The following is a 19,159-nucleotide window of genomic DNA, read 5'->3' as shown; positions in this document are numbered from 1 at the left end:
CCCGTGTTCTTCGTGGTACCCCCGTGTCCCCTGTTGTCCCCTCCGAATTCGCTTACTGCTCGCCGAGTTCGTCGAGGTCGAGGATCTCCTTGGCGGCGGGCTTCTTCGCCGGGACCGGCTTGCCGTAGTCGGTGAAGGTCATCGTCCCGGGCTCCTCGCCGCCCTTCTGGTCGAGCTTCAGCAGGTACGGCTCGCCCTCCGTGGCGACGTAGATCCGGTACGTCGTGTCGCCGTCCTTCTCGGTGAGCACGAGCGCCTTCTTGCCGTTGACGGTGGTCTCCTCGCCGCGCTCGGCGGAGTTGGCGCCCGTCTCGAACTCGGAGAGCATCGTGTTCAGTTCGCACATCTCCAGGCTGTCCTTGGCCTCCGGGTCCGTGACGTCGGTCTTCAGCCAGCGGCCCTTGAGCATCTTCAGGACCGCCTCCGTCTCCTCCTTCGACCCGTCCTTGTTCTGGTCGCGCAGGAAGGCCTCGTCGAAGCGCAGGTAGGCGACCTTCCCGGACCGGATGACCTCCGCGGTGCCGGTGCCCATGGATATGGTCCCCGCGCACTGCCCCTTGGTGTCCAGGGCCATGAAGGCCTTCATCTGCCCGTCCGCCGTCTTGACGTTCATGTCGAGGGTCAGCGAGTCGGCCTGCTTGGTGGCCTTGATGGCCTTGTTGGCGATCTGCGGGCCGGACAGCCCGGCGAACGGGCCGGTCTCCTCGGCCGCGGAGGTGCCGGACGGGCCGCAGGCGGACAGGCCGAGGGCGGCGGCCGCGCAGAGGACGGCCAGGGCGGGGCGCTTGACGGTGCGGAGGGCGGTGGCAGGCATGGGGGTGTTCTCTCCGGATGGGTGGGAGCGGGGGAGGGTGGTGCGGGTGGGGGAGCGGGTCAGAGCTTGAGGTCCCACTGGGTGGCGTTGTAGTCGAAGCCGGGGGTGACCTCGACGGTCAGCGTCTTGGCGTCGGCGGGGGCGTCGAAGGCGTACGAGACGGTGGCCTTCTTGCCGGGCAGGACGGCGCCGGCGAAGCCCGCGCCGTAGGTGTCGCCGTCGAAGATCTCCTCTGCGGCCACCCCGTCCTCGCCCGCCCGGGCGCTCACGGTGAGGCTGTCGGTGGAGAACTTCGCCTTGCCGGCGTTCTCGACGGTGATCGTCACCTCGTAGGTCTTGTTGCCCTCGGTGTGGCCGATCGCGAACTCGCCCGGCTTGACGGGCTTGGTGGCGGAAACCGTCACCTGAAGGTCGTCGTCGTAGACGGAGGTGTCACCGGCGGCCAGGGCCTTGCCCTCGTCGGCCTTCCCCGCGCCGTCGGCGGCCGCCCCGGGGGAAGCGGCGCCCTTGGCCGGGGCGGGGTCCTTGGGGGCGGTGCTGCTCAGTGCCTTGTCGATCTCGTCCACCGCGTCGTCGACCGCCTTGAAGGTGATCACGGCGCCGACGACCGAGAGGACCAGGGCGACCAGGCCCAGCACCGCGCCCGACACCGTGACGCCTCTGTTCGCCGCCTCGCCCCGCCTGACCCGGCCGTTGCCCACCAGGCCCAGGACCAGGGCGAGCAGGCCCAGGACACCGGCCAGCCAGAACAGGAGCGGAATCATGCCGGACAGGGCGCCGATGATGCCGAGGACCAGGGCGGCGGTGCCGAGCCCGTTGCGGGCCGGCCGGTGCCCGGGGGCGGGGGCGCCGCCGTAACCGGGGCCCGGGTGGTGGTGCTCGGCGCCGTACTGGGGCTGCTGCGTGAAGTCGGACATGGGTGTCCTCCCGGACGGTGACAGGGTCTGTGTGCGGGGCCTTTGCGGCTGCCCCGTGTGGCGACGGGTCAATAAGACCAGAGGCTGTGAACCGAGTCAACACGGTTCACAGATTCCGGGTCCGGTCACACTGTGAAGCGGTCCCTCTTGTGCGCGCCTGTAGGATCGCGCCACAGCAGAAGACGGAAGGAGTCAGCCAAGTGCCGGACAACGCAGCAGAGGTGACCGCGGCCGGGATCGCCCGCCTCGCCGGGGTGGGGCGCGCCGCCGTCAGCAACTGGCGGCGCCGGCACGCCGACTTCCCCAAGCCCGTCGGGGGCACCGAGACCAGCCCCTCGTTCGCCCTGACCGACGTCGAGCACTGGCTGCGCGCCCAGGGCAAGCTGGCCGAGGTGCCGCTGCGCGAACGCGTCTGGCAGCAGATCGCCGCGCACCCCGCCGGAGCGGTCACCGCCCTCGTGCACGCGGGCTGCGCCCTCCTCCTCGTACGCGACCGGTCCAGCGGCTGGCTGGAGCTGTCGGCCGTTTCCGACGAGCGCATGACCGAACTGCTGCCCGCCGCCCTGGAGGAGGTCCTGACGCTGCGCCTCGGGGACCGGCGGGCCGTCCCCACCCCGAACCCCACCGAACTCGGCCCGTCCGTCCCGCTGTTGCGCGCCGCCACCGAACTGGCCGCCGAGACCGGCGCCCGCCAGGCCTTCGAATTCCTCCTCGGCCGCCACCTGGACGCCAACCCGCGCCAGTACACCCTCACGCCACCCGGCCCCGCCGCCCTCATGGCCGAGCTCGCCGGAGGGGCCCGGACCGTGCTCGACCCCGCCTGCGGCACCGGCGCCCTGCTGCGTGCCGTCACCGGGGCCACCGAGCTGTACGCCCAGGAGACCGACCCCGACCTGGCCGCGCTCACCGCCCTCCGCCTGGCCCTGCACTCCGGCGCCGCGGTCCGCGCCCGGCCCGGCGACTCCCTGCGCGCCGACGCCTTCCCCCGGCTCACCGCCGACGCGGTGCTGTGCCACCCGCCGTTCAACGAACGCAACTGGGGCCACGAGGAACTGGCCTACGACCCGCGCTGGGAGTACGGCTTCCCCGCCCGCACCGAGTCCGAACTGGCCTGGGTGCAGCACGCCCTGGCCCGGCTGCGCCCCGGCGGCACCGCCGTCCTGCTGATGCCCCCCGCCGCCGCCTCCCGCCGCTCCGGCCGCCGCATCCGCGCCGACCTGCTGCGCCGGGGCGCGCTGCGGGCGGTCGTCGCCCTCCCGGCCGGCGCCGCGCCCCCGTACGGCATCCCCCTCCACCTGTGGGTGCTGCGCAAGCCCGTCGCGGGCACCGCCGCCTCACCGGAACTGCTGGTCGTCGACACTGCCGAGCACACCGACACCGGCCGCGACAAGCTCGACTGGTCCGCCGTCCACACCGCCGTGCTCGACGCCTGGCTGCCCTTCGACAAGCACGGCACCGTCGACGCCGAGCCCGGCGCCCACCGCTCGGTGCCCGTCATCGAGCTCCTCGACGACGACGTCGACCTCGCACCCGCGCGCCACCTGCCGCCCCCGGCCGCCGCCGGCGGGGCCGAGGAACTGGCCGGGGTGCGCGACCGGTTGACCACCGTGCTGCGCCGCACCGCCGACCTCACCCCGCCCCCCGCCCGGCCCGCGCGCGACCCGCAGGCCGGGCCCGGCGCCCGCCCCCCCGGCGTCACCGTCGGCGAACTCGCCCGGACCGGCGCCCTGGAACTCCACGCGGGCGGCTCCGGCAACGCCACCGGCCCGGTGCCCGTCCTCACCGAACAGGACGTCCTGATCGGCCGGCCGCCCTCCGGGAACCTCCCCGAAGGCACCGGCGAGGACCCCGTGCTCGTACGCGCCGGTGACGTCGTCGTCCCGGTCCTCGGCGGCGGGTCCATCGCCCGGGTCGTCGACGAGGCCACCGCGGGCGCGGCCCTCGGGCGCAACCTCCAGCTCCTGCGCCCCGACCCGGCGGCGCTCGACCCCTGGTTCCTGGCCGGCTTCCTGCGCGGCACCGCCAACAACCGCCAGGCCAGCAGCTACGCCTCCACCGCGACCCGCCTCGACGTACGACGCCTCCAGCTCCCCCGCCTCCCGCTCGCCGACCAGCGGCGGTACGGCGAACGCTTCCGGGCGCTCGCCGAGTTCGAGGAGGCGCTGCGCCTCGCCGGCCGCCTCGGCGAGCGGCTGGTGCGCGGCATGTACGACGGGCTGACGGACGGCACGGTCGAGGCCTGACGCGGGGAGCGGTGATCGGTTCGACAACGGTTCCGTACACCCCGGGGCAGTTGTCGGTTTCCCTGTATACGCTCGACCCCGTACCGGCTCACCACCACTCAGGAGCAGCAATGCACGGCCCCGGCCACGCGCCGCCGCAGCCCCCCGGCGCGACCCCAGCGTCGGTGATCGCGCTGCGTGTGGTCTTCGCCATGCTCCCGCTGTGCAGTTGCGGACTGCTGGCGTGGGGGACGATGCTCCGGCTGGCCCTGGTGACCCGCCGGCGCGCGGACTGGGTGCTGTTCGGGATCGCGCTGGCCTGGAGCATGGTGGCGTTCGGCACGGTCATGACGGACCCGACCGAGGACCTCCGCATGCTCCGGTCGGACATCGCCATCGGCTCGCTGCTCCTCATGGCCGCGGCGGTCATGGGCTACTACCTGTTCGCGGAGATCCGGCACTTCTCCGCCGGCCAGGCACCGCCCGTGCCGTACTACCCGTCCCCGGCGGCCACCGCCTCGACGCACCCCGCGTACGGCTACCCGTCGCAGGCCGGTACCGCGCCGGTGTACCGGACGCCGCAGGCCGGCCCGCCGGCCGCGCCGCCGCACTCCTCGTACCCGCACACCGGCGCCCCCGCCCGGCCGCCCGTACCGCCGGCCCACCCGCACGCGGTCACCCCCTCCCCGCAGCCGCATCCGCAGCCTCAGCCCCAGCCCCAGCCGCAGGCCAAGCCGACGTCGCAGCGCATCGACCAGGTGCGCGCCGAGCTCGACGAGCTCAGCGACCTGCTCCGCCAGGACCCCCGGGGTCCCCGGGAAGAGGGCCGGTGAACGGGCGGGTCATCGCCGGCCGGTACGAGCTGTCCACGGTCATCGGGCAGGGCGGCATGGGCCAGGTCTGGACGGCCTACGACGGCCGGCTCGACCGCCGCGTCGCCGTGAAGCTGCTGCGCCCCGACCACATGGCCGCCGCCACCGCCGCCGGTGAGATGCGCCGCCGCTTCGTCCGTGAGTGCCGCGTCACCGCCCAGGTCTCCCACCCCGGACTGGTCACCGTGCACGACGCGGGCAACGACGGCGACGACCTGTTCCTCGTCATGCAGTACGTGGAGGGCGCCGACCTCGCCGACCACCTGGCCGAGCACGACCCCTACCCGTGGCAGTGGGCGGTGTCCGTCGCCGCGCAGCTCTGCGCCGTGCTCGCCGCGGTGCACGCCGTGCCGATCGTGCACCGCGACCTCAAGCCGCGGAACGTCATGGTGAAACCCGACGGCACGGTCACCGTCCTCGACCTGGGCGTGGCGTCCGTCATCGACACCGACACCACCCGCCTCACCCACACCGGCTCGCCCATCGGCAGCCCCGCCTACATGGCACCCGAGCAGGCCATGGGCGGCGCCGTCGGCCCGTACACCGACCTGTACGCGCTCGGCGCGCTCCTCCACGAACTCCTCAGCGGCAACGTGCCGTTCGCCGGCTCCACCGCCCTCGGCGTCCTGCACCGCCACCTCTACGAGCCGCCCCTGCCCGTCCGCCAACTGCGCCCGGAGGTCCCCGAGGCGCTCGAGGCGCTGGTGCTGCGGCTGCTCGCCAAGGACCCGCAGCACCGCCCGTCCGGAGCGCAGGAGGTGTACGAGGCGCTGGCCCCGCTGCTGCCCGCCCGCGGGATGCCGTCCGGCCCGCTGGATCCCACGCGCCCCTTCCTCCGCCCGCACGCCCCCTGGCCCGACCGGGCCACCACACCCGCCGCCGTGCCCCAGCCGCCCGTCCCGCCGCCCGCGGCCCGGCCCGACGTGGCGGCCGCCGTCGACGAGGTCAAGCGGCTGCTCGGCGAGGGCAGCATCACCCAGGCCGTCGACATCCTCGGCGGGATCCTCCCGGCCGCGGCCGCCGAGCACGGCGAGCACTCCCCGGTCGTCCGGATCCTGCGCAAGCAGTACGCCACGACCCTGATGGACGACGGCCAGTACCGGCGCGCCCTGCCCGAACTCCGGCGCCTGGCCGACGACCGGGAGGCCGAGGCGGGCCCGGCCGACCCGCAGACGCTCCAGTTCCGGTACGACGCGGCGCTGTGCCTGGAGCAACTGGGCGAGACGGCCGCCGCGCTGGCCGAGTACCGCGCGGTCCTGCCCCACTACGCGAACGGCAAGGCCGCCGGCGGGGACCCGTCCCGCGCCTTCGACATCCGGCACCGCATCGGACACCTGCTCCTGGCGATGGGCGACCACACGGCCGCCCACCAGCAGCTCCAGAACCTGCTCTACGACTCCGAGCGGGCGTACGGCCCCTACCACCCGCTCCCGGCGGAGCTGCGCCGCGCGCTGGAGCGCCAGCAGCGGATGCGCGGGATCTGAGCGCGCGCGGGGCCGGTCAGGCCGCCGTCCGGCAGTACACCGAGTCCGCGACCCGGCCGAGCCCGGTGAGCCCCGCCGGGCGCGGCCGGTCGCCGAGGACGAGGACCGCGCCGGGCGCCGCCAGGTCCCGCACGGCCGCCAGGTCGTGGTCGCCGTTCACCACGACCACCCCGTAGCGCCGGTCGGCGATCCGCTCCCGTACCTCCGCCTCGCCGAAGCCGCCGCGCACGAGCCGGGCCGCGTCCGCCGTGCCGGTGCCGCCGCCCAGCGTCAGGTTGCCGCGCACGACCTCCTCCCGGGTGGGCGGGCCGTCCAGCGGGTCGACGACCGTCAGCCGGGCCTCGACACCGCCGCGCCGCAGCATCCGGCGCAGCGCGGCCGCGAACAGCCCGTGCCGGGCGCCGATCTCCAGCACCTCGCCGTTCGGCGGGGCGAGCAGCGGGACGGTCGCGAGCCGCCCGCACACGTCGGAGACCGAGCCGGCCAGGTCCCCGGCCCCGAGGGCCTCCAGCGCCACCAGGTGGCGGTAGGCGACCGTGATGTCGTGCCGCGCCCGTTCGCCGTCGTCGCCGGTGACGGCGCGCACCTCGCGTACGAGGGTGTCGATCTGCGTGGCGGTGGGCATCCGGTGCCCGTCCCGTCCCGCCCGGTCGAGCAGCAGCCCGAGGCCGTAGCTCTGGCGCCGCAGGTCGGCGACCGCGTGGTGCAGGGCGTCGAGGTCGGACTGGAACGCGGTGGTCGCGCGCTCCATGCGCTGCTCGACCAGGGCGAACGCGGGCCGCAGGACCCGCTTCGCCAGCCGGTTGCTCAGAAGAGGGGACATGCGGCGCAAGCTACGCCGCCCGGATCGCCGTACGGGTCACGGAACGGTGCTGCCGGGGTGAAGTCTTGGTGGCGCGCGGACGACGTTCGCCGACTCCCGCCCCCCGGCGCCCCCGACACCGGGATGCCCCTGCCCTCACCTCCTTCTCTCCATGACCGATCACTGAGCCCGGTAGACCCGGACCTGATTGGCCGGCGTGCGGAACGTGTAGGCCCAGGTCAAGCCGGTCCCGTGCGTAAAGGTGAACGCGGTGGGTTCGGTGGCGGTGCTTTCGGCGCCCACCTTCTGCCAGGGGCGCCACACTCCACTGCCCTGGGCGGTCTCACCGGTGTTGTAGACGGATCCGTCGGTTCCGCGGACGACGATCTCGACCGTCTGGGCCGAGAGCACCGCGCTGGGGGAGCCGCTGACCACCAAGGGATCGACAGGGGTCCCGTTGTCCTGCGCCGCATCACCGACGTCGGTCCAAGCCCCGTAGGCGCCGCCCTCGGCCGGCTGAGCCGTGGTACGGATCTTGCCCTGGGGGTCGGTGACGAATATCCGCATCCGGTAGCCGGGGTAGACGATGACGGACGGGCTGCCGGTGACCGGTTGCGTGCCGACCTGGGTCCAGGCCGAGAGGGTGCCGTCCTGCTTGAACAGGGCGGTGCTGAGCGCGCCGGAGGCGGTCGTGCCGAACAGTTGGATGCCGTCCCGGACCTGGGCCGTGACCAGAGGGCCGGTGAAACCGGAGCCGGCCAGCGGCATCCAGCCCATCGTTTCCGCGTTGGAGGCGACTTGCAGGCGGTACCAGGGTCTGCCCTGGGCGTCCAGGGCGAACTGGACCAGCAGCCCGCCGGGCGTCCTGGCCGTGACGGCGTGCTGGGCCATGGCACCGCCGAGATCGGCCCAGCCGGCCCAGTCGACGCCGTTCGCTGTCGTCTGCTGCCGCTGCCAGACGTTGCCCGACACGTTGTGCGCGGTCACGATGACGCGTCCGTCCGCGTGCTGCGACAGCGACGGCTGTCCGCTGAAGGCGTCGTTCGCCGAGATGGGCGTCCACTGGACGTTGTCCAGCTCCGCCGGATCGGTCCGCCCGTGCATCAGACGTCCGAAGTTGTCGGTGTAGGCGAACTCGATCTTTCCCGACGCTCCCTGCATGACCGCTGTGCGCGAGAAGCTCTCCGACTGCTGGGGCTGTGCTGCCGGAGTGTGGTTGGTGGTCAGCCGGCAGTTGTCGGGCGCCGAGGTGACATTGGTGAAGTTCTGCCAGCCGCCCGCCGCCACTTCCTTGGCGGTGACCGGCCATGTGCCGGTCGCCTCGTCCCGGCGGTAGTAGAGCGCCTCCCCTGCCGTGTTGACCGTCACCAGCGTGTCACCGCCTCCACCGGTGATGGCCCCGAAATTCCCCCAGGCCGTCGATCCGACCAGAACGTGGCGTTCGAGCCAGCGCTGACTCGAGTGGTCGTAACGCGACCGGTACAACTTGCCATCGGAAGCGCGGCCGAAAATGACACCCGAGTCGCCCGCGGTGATGAGGTTGTAGCGGTCCCAGCCTTTGTCGAGCCTGCCCGCGGACCGGAGTCCGCCCGTCGTCCCGATGGTGGCGTCATAGCGGTACGCGTACAGCTGACCGAGATTATCGGACACCCACAACCAGCCATCGCGATCCACTGTGGCTTGATTTCGGTCGGCAGAATTGGCCAGCCATCCCAGATAGGTGCTGATTCTCTTCGGGCTGACGTCCCAGGTGCCCGTGGAGGTGCGGTGCGCGTAATAGGTGCCGTCCGACTTGAATGCATAGAACTGGCCACTGGGGCCGGCCAGTACCTTGCCGTAGCTGCCCCAGCCCGCTCCGACTTTGGCGTACGCGGAGAAGGTCGAGCCGGTGAGCGGTGTCGACATCGTGTACTGGAGCAGGTCACCGGCCGAGTTCGTGACGAAGGTGTGGCCGTTGGCGGTGCAGCTGGCAGTCTCCGCCGCCTGTGCGGTGTTCGGTACGGCAATGGCCAGGCAGATGGCCGATACTGCGGCCGTCGCCGTCGTCACCCGCCGGCGCATCCCCGCTTGTCTTGAGAATGTCACTGTCCCCCCTGAGACTGATCAGTTCCAGCAATGAACAGTACGTTGATGCATCGTTGCTTTGGTCACGAAACGATCACATTCGAATGGGTGTCACTCGCAAGTAATCGACAGAAGCCCCACAGTTGCGTGAGGATCGCTGTTTCTGACTTTCGTCCTGTGGGGGGACCGTGCCGGCGTACCGGAAAACTGTCCGAGACTTATACGTGCGCCGTCTGATAAGGAGCCGGTGGGGCGCGGCCATCGCATTGGCCGTCGCCGTGGTCATCGGCCTCGGATCGCTCGCCGTGGCCGGCGTGGGAGTGCCTCTGTTCCCGGAGGCACCCGCTGCCGCCCAGGGGCCCGGACAGCGCTGGGCGAGCGCCGAAGGCCTACCGCATATGGTCGGCGGGCGGGGCAACCGGGAGGTGCCGAAGACGCTGCGGGCCAAGTACCCCACCACACCGGCGCCGACGACGCGTCCCGCCGCCGCCCGCAACACCGTCTCGGTCGAGCGCCCCCCGAGCCGACGGCTCAAGGGATTCGACCGCGGGACGAGCAAGGAACTGGTCGGCGAGCGCGACGGTCGCAGCCGGACGTACGCGAACGCCGACGGCACGCAGACCACGGAGCTGTCGACCGCGCCGCTGAACTTCCGTGATGCGAAGGGCGACTGGCGCCCCATCGTCGCCGGCCTCGTCGAGCGGCCCGGGGGCTGGACCAACATCGATGACGCCGTCGACGTCCGTATCGCCGAACGGGCCGACGCCTCCGACCTGGCGTCCGTGACCCTGCCTTCGGGCGAGATCTTCGCCTACGGTCTCGACGGGGCCGCATCCAGCCGGGGCACCGCCGCCGGCAACAAGGTCACGTTCGCACATGTGCTGCCGCACACCGACGTCTGGCTGGAGTCGCAGGCGGGAGGCGTCAAGGAGACCTTGGTCCTCCAGTCCGCCGAAGCGTCCGCCGAGTACCTCTTCCCCCTGCGGCTGTCCGGCCTCACCGCCCGTACCCAGGACGGTGCCATCGCCCTGGTCGACGCCCGGGGTCGCACCAAGGCCGTCATCCCCGCCGGTTACATGGAGGACGCCAAGGGCGTTCTGTCGCACGCCGTACGCTACGACCTCGTCGAGCGCGACGGGACGCAAGCGCTTCGGCTGACCGTCGACCGGAGTTGGCTCACCGACTCCGCCCGGGCTTTCCCGGTGCGGGTCGACCCGTCCGTGGACACGACGGCCGCCACCACCTCCATGTACGTCAAGAGCGGTGGCTCCGTCGTCGGCTCCAACGAGCTCCAGGTGGGCAAGGGCCCCGAGGGTGCGACCGCCTCGTACCTCGGCTTCCCCGGCCTCGACGAGAAGCTCAAGCACCACAACATCTTCGGTGCCCAGCTCCAGGTCGTGAACTACGACTCCGCCTCCTGCCGCCCCCGTTCCGTCTCCGTACACCCGGTCACCCAGGCGTGGACCGCCGGTACGGGCACCGCCTACCCGGGGCCCTCGGTCGGTTCCGCGCTGGCGTCGAAGTCCTTCGCGTACGGCCACGTGGGGTTCGGCCAGTCACAGTCCGCCTGTCCGACCGCCGCCGAGCTCTTCGACCTCGGCAAGGCGGGCCGGGACCTCGTGCAGCGCTGGGCGGACGGCACCCAGGCCAACCACGGCCTGTCGCTCCGGGCCTCGGCCACCGATGCCCTGGCCTGGAAGCGCTTCACCGGTCACGCCACCGCCAACCCGCCGAAGCTGTACGTCACCCACAGCCCCTACAACGCCACGTACGCCTTCACCAAGCCCGTTCCCGACCCGCCGGTCATGCAGAACCAGAACGGCAAGGTCAAGATCGCCGTCACCAACAAGGGCGCCGAGACGTGGACGCCGAGCACGTACTACCTCGCCTACCGCGTCTACAACAGCAAGGGCAAACTGATCAGCCAGCAGCGGGCAGGCAACCTCGCCACCAACGTCGCGCACGGCGCCAAGGTGACGCTGGACGCCACCATCAAGGCGATGCGGCCCGGGGTGTACCTGCTCGACTTCACCATGGTGAGAACCGGCGGCAAGGTCTTCACCGACGAACAGGTCCCGCCGGGCCGGCTGACCATCCAGGTCTTCGACATCGCCCCGGTCGTCAAGGAGCAGTTCCCGCCCAACGGCTACCAGGCGCAGACCCTGACCCCGCAGCTGTGGGCGGCCGGCGTCGACATCGACGCGCCGGCGGGGTCCGCGCTCCAGTACAAGTTCGAGATCTGTGAGGCGGACAAGGACGGCAAGCCCACCGGATGCACCACATCGGCCTACCAGACGGCGTCCGCCCACCCCGTGCCGTCCGGACGCCTCAAGTGGGGCAAGACCTACTTGTGGCGCGGCTTCGTCAAGGACGCCACCAACGAAGTGCCGACCGCGCAGATCGCCTTGCTCGCCATGGTTCCCCAGCCGGAGATCACCTCGCGGCTCTCCCAGGGGCAGGGCAGGGAATTCGACCCGAACGTGGGCAATTACACCTCGACGGCCGTCGATGCCTCCTTCGCCGGGATCGGCCCCGACCTCACCCTCGTCCGGACGTACAACAGCCTCGACCCGCGGCGTGACCTCGCCTTCGGCGCGGGCTGGACGACTCGGTACGACGTCCGGCTGACCCCCGACGACGACGGCACCGGCAATGTCGTCATCCGCTATCCGGAGGGCCAGGACGTACGGTTCGGCAGGAACGCCGACGGCACCTTCGCCCCGCCACCCGGCCGCTTCGCCAAGCTCACCCAGGACGCCACGACCAGCACGTACAAGCTCCAGGACAAGTCCGGTACGACCTACGAGTTCAGCGCCTCCGGTCTGCTGACGAAGGTCACGGACGCCTACTCGACGTCCATCGGCTACACGTACTCGGCCGGACGGCTCGCCACCGCGGTCAACAGCCGTTCCGGACGCTCGCTGACCTTCACCTGGACCGGCGCCCACGTCACCAAGGTGTCGACGAACGCGGTCAACGGCGCGGCACTGAGCTGGAACTACACGTACACGGGTGACCTGCTGAACAAGGTGTGCGACCCGCAGGACGCCTGCACCCAGTACACCTACGGGTCCGGCAGCCACTACCGCACCACCGTCCTCGACTCGCGCCCCGAGTCCTACTGGCGTCTCGGCGAGGAAGAGGGCACCGCGGCGGAGAGCGCCAATGTGGGCAACCTCGGCAAGGACCGGGGTACGTACACCAACGTCACGCTCAAGGCGGCCGGCGCCATCACCGGCGACCCCGGGACCGCGGCGGGCTTCAACGGCAGCAACTCCCGGGTGGGCCTGCCCGCCGGCACGGTGAAGAAGAGCCGCGACGCCGCCGTCGAGGTCTGGTTCCGGACCGTGGCGACGGGGGTCGGCGGGCCGCTCGTGGGATACCAGAACAAGGCCTGGGGCACGGCTCCGACCACTGGTGTGCCGCTGTTGTACGTCGGTACGGACGGCAAGCTGCGCGGACAGTTCTGGACCGGCGCCGTCCAGCCGATCACCGACATCACGAAGAACGTGAATGACGGGCGCTGGCACCATGCCGTTCTGTCCGTTTCCGGATCGGCCCAGAGCCTTTACCTGGACGGCAAGCTCTCCGGCACCATCACCGGCAAGCAGCTCGTTCAGAACGACCTCACCCACAACCAGATCGGGGCCGCCCACGCCTCCACCCCTGCCTCCTGGCCGGGCTGGGGCTCCGCGGGGGCCAAGTCCTTCGACGGCGCCATCGACGACGTCGCCGTCTACCACCACCCCCTGGGCGCGTCGACCGTCGCCGGCCACTACCGCGAGGGCGGCCGGCCGGCCGACCTGATGACCGGCACGACGCTGCCGAGCGGGCGCATGGCGTCGGAGGTCGGCTACGACACCTCCCGCGACCGCGTCACCGAGTACACCGACCGCAACGGCGGCACCTGGCGGATCGGCGCACCGGCGGTCTACGGCGACGACAAGGACCTCCGGCGCACCGTCGAGGTCCGTGACCCCATGAACGCCCCGTACTTCTACGAGTACGACGGGCTCTCCGCCAACCTGCTCCGCTCCGGCGAGCCGACCGCCCTCGGTGCCCGCGAGCCGGTCACCGCGACCCCGTCCCCGTCCCCCACCGGGCCGACCGAGGTCTGTACCACCCCGGACCCGGGCGACCCGATGTTCTGCACCACGCCGCCCAGCGGCAGCGGCAGTGAGCCGGACTTCGTCCGCTACCCCGTCGACGGTGTGGCGATCCGGTCCTTCAGCTACGACGACAAGGGCTTCCAGACCGGCATCACCAGCGAGAACGGTGACACGGTCAAGCTGGGTTACGACGACCGTGGCAACGTCACCAGCCGCACGACGTGCCGGGCAGCCGGGGACTGCCAGACGAACTACACCACGTACCCGGCACCGCAGAGCGATCTGGACCCGAGGGCGGACCAGCCGACGGAGACCCGTGACGGCCGCTCTTCCGGGCCGGCGGACAACCGGTACGTCACCAAGTACACGTACAACACCAAGGCCGGTCTGCTGACCCAGACCTCGCCCGACGGCGGCTCGGTGGTGCACACGTACACCACGGGAGGTGAGCCGGCGGTCGACGGCGGCGGCCCCACCCCCTCCGGCCTCCCGATGACGGTGAGGGATCCCCGAGGCAAGATCACCCGCTTCCAGTACTTCAAGAACGGGGACCTCGCCAGGGTGACCGAGCCGTCCGGCAAGGTCTCCACCTTCACCTATGACGCCCTCGGCCGGAAGATCACCGAGACCGCCGTCACGACGGCCCAGCCGGCCGGTGTGACGCGGACGTACACCTACGACGAGCTGTCGCGGCTCACCTCGACGACGGACGCGGCGGCGACCAACGTCGTCACGCTGGGCAAACACCAGCAGAAGACGGTCACCGGGTACGACGCCGACGGCAACGTCGTCCGCACCGAGGTCAGCGACCTCCTGGGCGGTGACACCTCCCGTGTGATGACCTTCGACCTGGACGACCGCGGTCGCCCCGAGAGGATCACCGACGCCGAGGGCAACGAGACCTCGTACACGTACGACGTGTTCGGCAACAAGACCTCGATGGTCGACGCCAACGGCAACCGGTACGAGCACCTCTACACCGCGCGGAACAAGCTCGCCGAGACACGGTTGCACGACTGGGAGGACGACGGGGGCGACGACCGCTACACCGTCCTCAAGTCGTACGCGTACGACATGGGCGGCCGCGTCGCCCGTGAGACGGACAGCATGGGCCGCACCATGGTCTATGAGTACTACGGCGACGACCTGGTCAAATCGGTCAAACTGGCGGGCTTCCACAACCCGGACGGCAGCAGGCGCGACATCGTCATCGAGTCCAATACCTATGACGGTGCCGGCAACGTCCTGACGGAAACCGCCGCCAACGGCAAGCTCGTCACCCAGTACACCTATGACGCCGTGGGCAGGGTCAAGTCGGAGGTCACCGACCCGACCGGTCTGGCCCGCAGGACGACGTTCACCTACGACCTCGCGGGCAACGTGGAGACCACGGTCTCCGGCGGCTTCGGGTCCAACGTGCCGTGGCCGCTCGCCGTGTCCGCGTCGACGGTCCGCTACACCTACGACGACCAGGGCAACCGGCGCTCCGAAACCGTCGAGAACGGCACCGACCCCCGCACCACGACGTACGACTACGACCAGCGCGGCCTGCTGACGGCCACCACGGACCCGGCCGGCAACAAGACCGAGTACGTGTACGACGAGCTCGGCCGCCAGGTCTCCACGAAGGCGCCCGCCGTCGAGACGGAGAGCGGCGGTTCGGCGCCGGTCACCTCCCGTCCGACCACGTACACGGGTTACGACACCTTCGGTGCCGTCACCGAGTCGGTCGATGCCCTCGGCAACACCAACAGGACCGTCTACGACCGGCTCGGGCGTCCGGTGACGGCCACCGCCCCGGCGTACACCCCGCCGGGCTCGGCCGACGTCCTGACGCCGACGGTCACCACCAAGTACGACCCGCTCGGCAACGCCGTCGAGACGACCGACGCCCTGGGGCGGACCACCAAGCTCACGTACGACCGCCAGAACCGCGTCACCATCAAGGATGTCCCGGTCGGTACGGGCGAGGACCGGGCCCAGTGGAAGTACACCTACACCCGCACCAACCAGGTGCTCACGGTCACGGACCCGAACGGGGCACGGGCCGAGACCACCTACGACGACCTGGACCGCCCGGTCACCCAGACGTCGATCGAGCGCAAGCCCGTTCCCGGAGCCTTCACCACACGCAACGAGTACGACGACGCGGGTAACGTGATCGGGCGGACCGCTCCCGGCGGTGGCGTCACCCGGTTCACGTACGACGCCCTGAGCCAGGTCACCAAGGTCGTCGAGCCGAGCGGCGTGAGCACACAGTTCGGCTACGACGCCCTCGGCCGTGAGGTACGCACCACCGACGGCGAGGGCCGCACCTCGGCGAAGCTGTACGACCAGCTCGGCCGACTGGTCGAGGACTCCGACATGGACCCGACCAACAGCCAGCTCCGCAAGATGACGTTCGGTTACGACAAGGCCGGCAACGTCACGTCGTCGACCAATCCCATGAACCGCACGACGACGTACGCGTACGACGCGCTGGGCAGGCTGACGAGCCAGACGGAACCGGTGGCCGCGGACAAATCCCTGACCACATCCTTCGGATACGACGCGCTGGGCAACCGCACGAGGTACACCGACGGGCGCGGGAACAGGACGTTCTACACGACCAACACGCTCGGCCTGCCCGAATCCGTGATCGAACCCGTCACCGAGCGCGACCCGGCCGCCGCCGACCGGACGTGGACGACCGCCTACAACGCCGGCGGCCAGCCGGTGAGGATCACCGCTCCGGGCAATGTGGTGCGGGAGCGCGTCTACGACAAGGCCGGTGAGCTGGTCGGCGAGACCGGGACGGGTGCCGAGGCAGCCACACCGGAGAAGAAGTTCGACTACGACCCGGCGGGCCGCCTGGTGAAGGCGTCGTCCCCCAAGGGCGACAACACCTACGAGTACAACGACCGCGGCAACATGCTCAAGGCCGACGGCCCCTCGGGCACCGCCACCTACGAGTACAACGCCGATGGCCAGCTCTCCACCCGTACCGACGCCTCCGGCACCGCGACCTTCACCTACACCAACCAGTTGCTGAGCACGGCCAAGGACCCGCTCACCGGAGTCCAGCAGGGGTACGGCTACGACCGATCCGGCAAGCTGAAGAAGGTCGACTACGGCTCCGGCCAGACCCGCACGCTCACCTATGACGACCTGGGCCGGCTCGACACCGACACGGTCAAGAGCAGCGGCGGCACGGCCGTGGCGTCCACCGACTACGGCTACGACGTCCAGGACCGCCTGACCTCGAAGACCACGGCCGGCACCGCCAAGGCGGGCGGCAACACCTACGAGTACGACAACGCCGACCGCATGACCTCCTGGACCGCGGACGGCAAGAAGGTCGAGTACGCCTGGGACGACAGCGGTAACCGCGTCAAGAACGGCGACAAGAGCGCCACGTACGACGAGCGCAACCGGATGCTCTCGGACGGGGACTACACCTACGACCACACCGCGCGCGGAACGCTGAAGTCCCGCACGAGCTCCGGACTGACGGAGGAGTTCACGTTCGACGCCTTCGACCGCATGACCAAGGCGGGCGAGTCCGGCACCGAGTACACCTATGACTCCCTCGACCGGGTCGCCACGCGCAACGGTGTCGACTTCGTCTACGCGGGCTTGTCCCCGGACCCGGTGAAGGACAACACCTCCACCTACGGCCGGGGCGTGGGCGACGAGCTGATGTCGGTCATGGAGGGCGGTGTCGCACGGCTGACCCTCTCGGACAGCCACGGTGACGTCGTGGGCAACATGTCACCCACCGACGGCGCGGCCACCCGGCTCGCGCAGTCGGCGGCGTACGACCCCTTCGGCGTGCCGCTCAGTGCCGAGGGCGCCACCGACATGGCCGGCAACGTCGGCTACCAGGGCGACTACACCGACCCCGACACCGCTCAGATCAACATGGGCGCCCGCTGGTACGACCCGGTCTCGGCCGCCTTCGGCGCACGGGACTCGTACCAGTACAACGCGGGAGCGTCGATCCTCGCCAACCGGTACACCTATGGCGCCGGTGCCCCGATGAAGTACGCGGACCCGGACGGTCACTGGCCGTCCTGCGGTTGGTGCGAGGACGTCGGGAACGCGATAGTCGACGGCGCCAAGGCCGTGGGCAGCGCCTTCGTCTCGGGCGCCAAGTCCATCGGCTACGGAATGGTCAGGAGCGCCCGGTCCATCGCCAATGCCGTGGCATTCGCCTGGAACAACCCCAGGGCGGCGTGGAACTCCTTCCGGAGCTGGGTCGGCCGGGGCGCCTCGTACCTCTACGAGAAGTCCGGCCTCAAGACGGCCGTCAACAAGGCCAGGCAAGCCTGGAACGTCACCAAGAGGGAGGTCGGGAAGTGGGCGCTGAGGAAGGCCGCCGAGGTTCGGCGCCAGGTGTACGAGGCGAAGGCCGCGATCACCCGCCAGGCCAAGGCGGCGGCCGCCTTCGTCGCCAAGCACAATCCGCTCCCCGCCATCAGGGCGGCGGTCAAGCCGCTGATGGCCGTGGGCGTGGCCATCGTGACCGGCGACCCCAACCTGCCGGCCCTGATCGTCGCGGCGGCACCCGACGTCATCGTGGACATGGCCCGTGCGGCCAATGACCTGCGCAAGACGGTGGTCGACGGACTCGGCGCCGTGGTCGAGACGGTCAAGGAGACGGTCGACCTCGGCGCGGTATGGGAGGGCGTCAAGTCGGTCGGCAACGTCGTCGCCGAGGTCACAGGCTTCAACGACATCAAGCGCTGCGTGACCCAGGGCGACATGGAATCGTGCGCCTGGGCGGTCGCCACGGTCGCGGGCGCCGCCCTGGGCGGCGTCGGCGCGGGCTTCGTCCGCGCGGCGAAGGCCGGCCGGATGGCGTCGAAGGCGGCGAAGTACTCGGACAAGATCGCATCGGTTTCGAAGGGCATCGAGAAGACCGAAGAGGCCGTCGACAAGGTCGAAGCCGCCGTCGAATGTGCGACCACGGCTGCGGACGTCGCCTCGCTCGCCAGCGGCAACAGTTTCCTGCCCGGCACGGAAGTGGTGATGGCCGACGGCAGCCGCAAGCCGATCGAGGAGGTCGAGGAGGGCGACGAGGTCCTGGCGACCGACCCGACGACCGGCAGGACGTCCAAGCAGAAGGTCACCGACACGATCGTCGGCCGGGGTGAGAAGCACCTGGTCCGCCTGACGATCGACACCGACGGCGCGAAGGGCGACGCGACCGACACCATCACCGCCACCAAGGGCCACCCCTTCTGGATCCCCGATCTCCGCAAGTGGCTCACCGCCGGCGAACTGAAGCCCGGCCAATGGCTGGAGACGGGCAGCGGCACCTGGGTCCAGGTCGACGCGGTCCGCGCGTGGACGCAGCAGGCCGCGGTCTACAACCTGACGGTCGATACGGCGCACACGTACTACGTGCTGGCGGGCAACGCGCCGGTCCTGGTTCACAACTGTGGTAGCCACACAGACCACATCGTCATTGGTGTCGGTAAGCACTCCGACGCGTTGGCGAGGAAGGTCGGGGGGCGTACTTTCAACAAGGGTTTCAACCGCGACAACGACTATTCCAGGCCTGACCCGAACGGCGATGGCCGGCCCGAGTGGATGGCTGGCGTAGGTAATGGCATCAGAGACGACAAGGGGACGCATCTGTCCGTATCGCTCGACGGTATCGAGGGTGCCGAAACCGGTGACCAGGCGCTGGCGTCACTCGTCGAGAGAGGAATACCCACATTCAGAGCTGGATGGGAAGCGGGAGTGAAGCCGGGCTATCAGACAGCCTGGGAGATCGGTAACCTTAGAATGGCTGTTATTACCGGACAGCGCACGTACGACAACGTGGATTGGTACTGGCGAGGGGAAAAATTTACCCCTACCCGCCCCAATTGGGCAGATTGATGGGACG

8 protein-coding genes are annotated in these 19,159 nt (G+C 70.6%); 4 read left to right on the top strand and 4 right to left on the bottom strand.

Features of this window, described 5'->3' with window-relative positions; genetic code table 11:
• Positions 1-52: 52 nt before the first annotated feature.
• Together ACZ7LK_RS20360 and ACZ7LK_RS20355 are read right to left on the bottom strand one after the other, a co-directional pair.
• A complete protein-coding gene (locus tag ACZ7LK_RS20360) occupies positions 53-814 on the bottom strand; it encodes a hypothetical protein (protein ID WP_471142383.1) in 762 nt (253 codons plus the stop codon).
• Between the two features lie 59 nt (positions 815-873).
• Positions 874-1,731, bottom strand: coding sequence for a DUF4352 domain-containing protein (locus ACZ7LK_RS20355; RefSeq protein ID WP_469463418.1), 858 nt, complete (start codon positions 1,729-1,731; stop codon positions 874-876).
• A gap of 200 nt (positions 1,732-1,931) precedes the next feature.
• Between ACZ7LK_RS20355 and ACZ7LK_RS20350 the strand changes: the two genes are divergently transcribed.
• The 3 genes from ACZ7LK_RS20350 to ACZ7LK_RS20340 all read left to right on the top strand — a co-directional run bounded on the left by ACZ7LK_RS20350 (position 1,932) and on the right by ACZ7LK_RS20340 (position 6,309).
• Entirely contained in the window at positions 1,932-3,974 is a 2,043-nt protein-coding gene (locus tag ACZ7LK_RS20350; RefSeq protein WP_392275211.1) for an N-6 DNA methylase, read from the top strand.
• 110 nt (positions 3,975-4,084) lie between these two features.
• Complete coding sequence (locus ACZ7LK_RS20345) at positions 4,085-4,786, top strand: hypothetical protein (RefSeq protein ID WP_469463417.1); 702 nt, start codon at positions 4,085-4,087, stop codon at positions 4,784-4,786.
• Positions 4,783-6,309: a protein kinase domain-containing protein gene (locus ACZ7LK_RS20340; RefSeq protein WP_392275213.1), complete on the top strand. Its 1,527-nt coding sequence runs from the start codon at positions 4,783-4,785 to the stop codon at positions 6,307-6,309. Before ACZ7LK_RS20345 ends, ACZ7LK_RS20340 begins: the two co-directional genes overlap by 4 nt.
• A gap of 16 nt (positions 6,310-6,325) precedes the next feature.
• Here the strand turns inward: ACZ7LK_RS20340 and ACZ7LK_RS20335 are convergent, their stop codons facing one another.
• Entirely contained in the window at positions 6,326-7,132 is an 807-nt protein-coding gene (locus ACZ7LK_RS20335) for a class I SAM-dependent methyltransferase (RefSeq protein ID WP_392275214.1), read from the bottom strand.
• Positions 7,133-7,291: 159 nt separating this feature from the next.
• Positions 7,292-9,160, bottom strand: coding sequence for a tachylectin-related carbohydrate-binding protein (locus ACZ7LK_RS20330; RefSeq protein WP_471142378.1), 1,869 nt, complete (start codon positions 9,158-9,160; stop codon positions 7,292-7,294).
• A 413-nt stretch (positions 9,161-9,573) separates the two neighbouring features.
• Between ACZ7LK_RS20330 and ACZ7LK_RS20325 the strand changes: the two genes are divergently transcribed.
• Positions 9,574-19,152: a polymorphic toxin-type HINT domain-containing protein gene (locus ACZ7LK_RS20325; protein ID WP_471142376.1), complete on the top strand. Its 9,579-nt coding sequence runs from the start codon at positions 9,574-9,576 to the stop codon at positions 19,150-19,152.
• Positions 19,153-19,159 lie beyond the last annotated feature (7 nt).

The sequence above is a fragment of the Streptomyces sp. NPDC039423 genome (assembly GCF_055598725.1).
This window is presented reverse-complemented; position numbering and strand designations above follow the sequence as displayed.